Consider the following 2,674-nt stretch of genomic DNA (forward strand, 5'->3'; position numbering starts at 1 on the left):
TCGTTGACGATGATTCCGCCATTCGTGAACTGATCACCACCCGCCTTGACCTTGCCGGATTTGACACGCGGACGGCGCGGGACGGCGGCCATGCGCTCCAGCGGCTGATGGAGTTCCGGCCGGAGGCTATGGTTCTGGATATCAATATGCCGGTGATGGACGGTTTCGGCGTGTTGAAGGCGATGCGGTCCCGCGGCGACACGTCGCGTGTTCCGGTTCTCGTGTTGACCGCGCGGAACGCCGTGGAAGACGTCCGGGAGGCGATCGCGTTGGGCGCCCGAGACTACCTCTCCAAACCGTTCCGCGACGATCTTCTGATCCAGCGCGTCAACCGACTTTTCGTACGACAGGCGCAGACCGCCTCCACCTGATCGCGTGACGTCCGCAAGCGACCATGCATGATGGCGCGTGATCGGCGGAGGCAGGGTTACCCTGGTGGATCGGACCGAAACCGAAGCGAGGTTGGAATTGGGTCTGGACGCCATGGGCGTCGGCGTTTCCGATTGGGATCTTGTGAGTGGCCGAATGGTCTGGAGCGTCCAGCAGGAACGCCTGTTCGGCCTTGCGCCGGGGGCGTTCGACGGCGCCCCTGAAACCTTTCAAAGCATGGTCCGGGCCGATGATCGCGCGCGCCTTAACGCCGAGATCGAGGCGGCGCTTTCTCTCGGGCGCGAGGGGGTGAGCAGCCGATACCGGGTGCGACGCCCGGACGGCGTCGAGCGCTGGCTGGAGGCCTCATCGCGCTTCGTGCTGGGGCCGGATGGGGCGCTGGTCCGGATTGTCGCGGCGCACCTGGATGTGACCGACCGCGTCGAAGATGAGGCGCGCCGCCAGCGATTGACGGGCGAGTTGGCTCATCGGCTCAAGAACACGCTCGCCATGGTCCAGGCGATCGCGCGTCAATCGTTCAAGTCCCTCGAAGGGTCGTCCGGGGCCATTGACGCCTTTGAACAGCGGCTTCGCAGCCTTGCGACCGCGCATGATGTCCTGACCGAGACGCAATGGGAGCCCGCATTACTCGGACGGATCGTGGAGCGCGCGACCGCGCCGCACGACCCGGGTGGCGGCCGGCTGCGCGCGGAAGGTCCCGAAGTTGAAGTGCCGCCGCGCGTCGCCGTCGCGATCGGGCTCGCCCTGCAGGAACTCGCGACCAACGCCCTGAAGCATGGCGCGCTGTCGAATGAGGTCGGACGGGTCAGCCTCTCCTGGACCGTCGAGGGGCGCCGTCTGCGCCTTGTCTGGGGGGAGGCGGACGGACCCGTGGTCGCACCTCCTGAGCGGCGCGGCGTCGGACGGCGGCTGCTGGAACAGGGCCTGGCCGGCGACCTCGGTGGGCTGGTGTCTCTCGCGTTTCCCGCCGAGGGTGTCGTCTGCGTGATCGACGCCCGGATCGCGGATCAGGCGATGCGGAGTTCCGGCTGAACGGCTCCGAGCTCTGGGGGGTCGGCGCCGAGGCTGCTCTCGAAGTCCTGCAACGTGTCCATGAGATCAATGACGGTCGCTATCAACGGCGTGCCACGCGGGAACTGGTAACGCCAATAGGTGGCGATATGGCTGATCAGGCCGCATCCTTCGCCCAGCTGGATAAACATTTCCGGCGATTTCAGAAGAAAATCCCGGAAGGCCGTGGCGTTTCCGTCGGTCGTCAGCTGACTGAAGAACACGTCATAAGTATTTAGGTTTTGCATAACACCCTTGACTTGACGCTCCAGCTTTACCCTTAGTTTGTGTTTTTGAATCTCGAGTTGAGAGGCCATTTCTGTGTCAATTGACCCTGTGACTCTAACCTTGTTGAGTTCAGAAAAAACATCTCGAATATTAGACCATAGGGTATTCAGCACCCACTTATAATACAGAAAGCCCTTCCAGGCGAAAATGCCTTCCTTGTAGTTTTCCCGTTCCAGGCGAAGGGTAAGGCGTAGCGGCTCAAGGCGCTCATCGGTCTTCGCCGACAGGAGGGCCTCGACCAGCCTGGACGTGTTTTCCTCCATGCCATCGATGTCGCGGTAGGCCAGTTCGATCAGCTTGGCGATCTCGCCGCCGACGAAGCGCTGCATGCGCAGGCGGTCCGGCTCGGAGATCTCGAAGTGGGTCGGGCTGATATCGAAACCGCGCCGCTTCATGTGCTCGCGCAACAGGAAGGGGTCGAGAGACGGCAGTTCGTCGATCGCCTCCAGAACGGCGATGTCCCGGCTGACGTCGGGCGCCCCGCCGCGCAGTTCCTCGAAGACGTCCAGCCATCCGCGCTCACCCACAAACAGTGAGCGCCCGCCCAGGGCCAGATCCGAACGCTCGAAGGGAATGATGAGCTTGGTGGCGGAGTAGCGGCTCCTGTCGAAGTTCTCCTTCTCCCATTCGCGCAGGCGATGTCGCACGATCACCGCGCCATCGAGGGTAGGGGCGATGAAGAACGGGTTCTTCTCGTGTTCAGGATTGCCCGCGTTGCGCTGCGACAGCGCCGCGAGATTCAATACGCGGCTGGTGGACGCCGTCTTCTCAAGGCCTCGCAGGCTGCGGAATGTCCGGTCAGATGCTCTAGCCACGCAGGTGCAACTCCAAATGATCAATGCGGGTGAAAGGCGCCGAATTGATCGTCCCACCTACGCAGCAAAGTTCTGACGATTGGTGACCGGACGCGAAAACTGTTGCCCAAATTGAGTAGCGCGGCCGAGCC

3 protein-coding genes are annotated in these 2,674 nt (G+C 62.9%); 2 read left to right on the top strand and 1 reads right to left on the bottom strand.

Translation table 11 applies throughout. The features are described 5' to 3' along the window. The coding region (locus ACIQ3R_RS17330; RefSeq protein ID WP_397420096.1) for a PleD family two-component system response regulator at positions 1-371 on the top strand (371 nt) is incomplete at its 5' end. Between the two features lie 64 nt (positions 372-435). Then, a complete protein-coding gene (locus ACIQ3R_RS17335; protein WP_397420097.1) occupies positions 436-1,422 on the top strand; it encodes a sensor histidine kinase in 987 nt (328 codons plus the stop codon). Here the strand turns inward: ACIQ3R_RS17335 and ACIQ3R_RS17340 are convergent. Then, a complete protein-coding gene (locus tag ACIQ3R_RS17340; protein WP_397420098.1) occupies positions 1,398-2,543 on the bottom strand; it encodes a hypothetical protein in 1,146 nt (381 codons plus the stop codon). The genes ACIQ3R_RS17335 and ACIQ3R_RS17340 overlap by 25 nt on opposite strands. Positions 2,544-2,674 lie beyond the last annotated feature (131 nt).

Origin of the sequence: Phenylobacterium sp., from assembly GCF_044371015.1 — a bacterium.
In the GTDB taxonomy this organism is placed as follows: Bacteria; Pseudomonadota; Alphaproteobacteria; order Caulobacterales; family Caulobacteraceae; genus Phenylobacterium.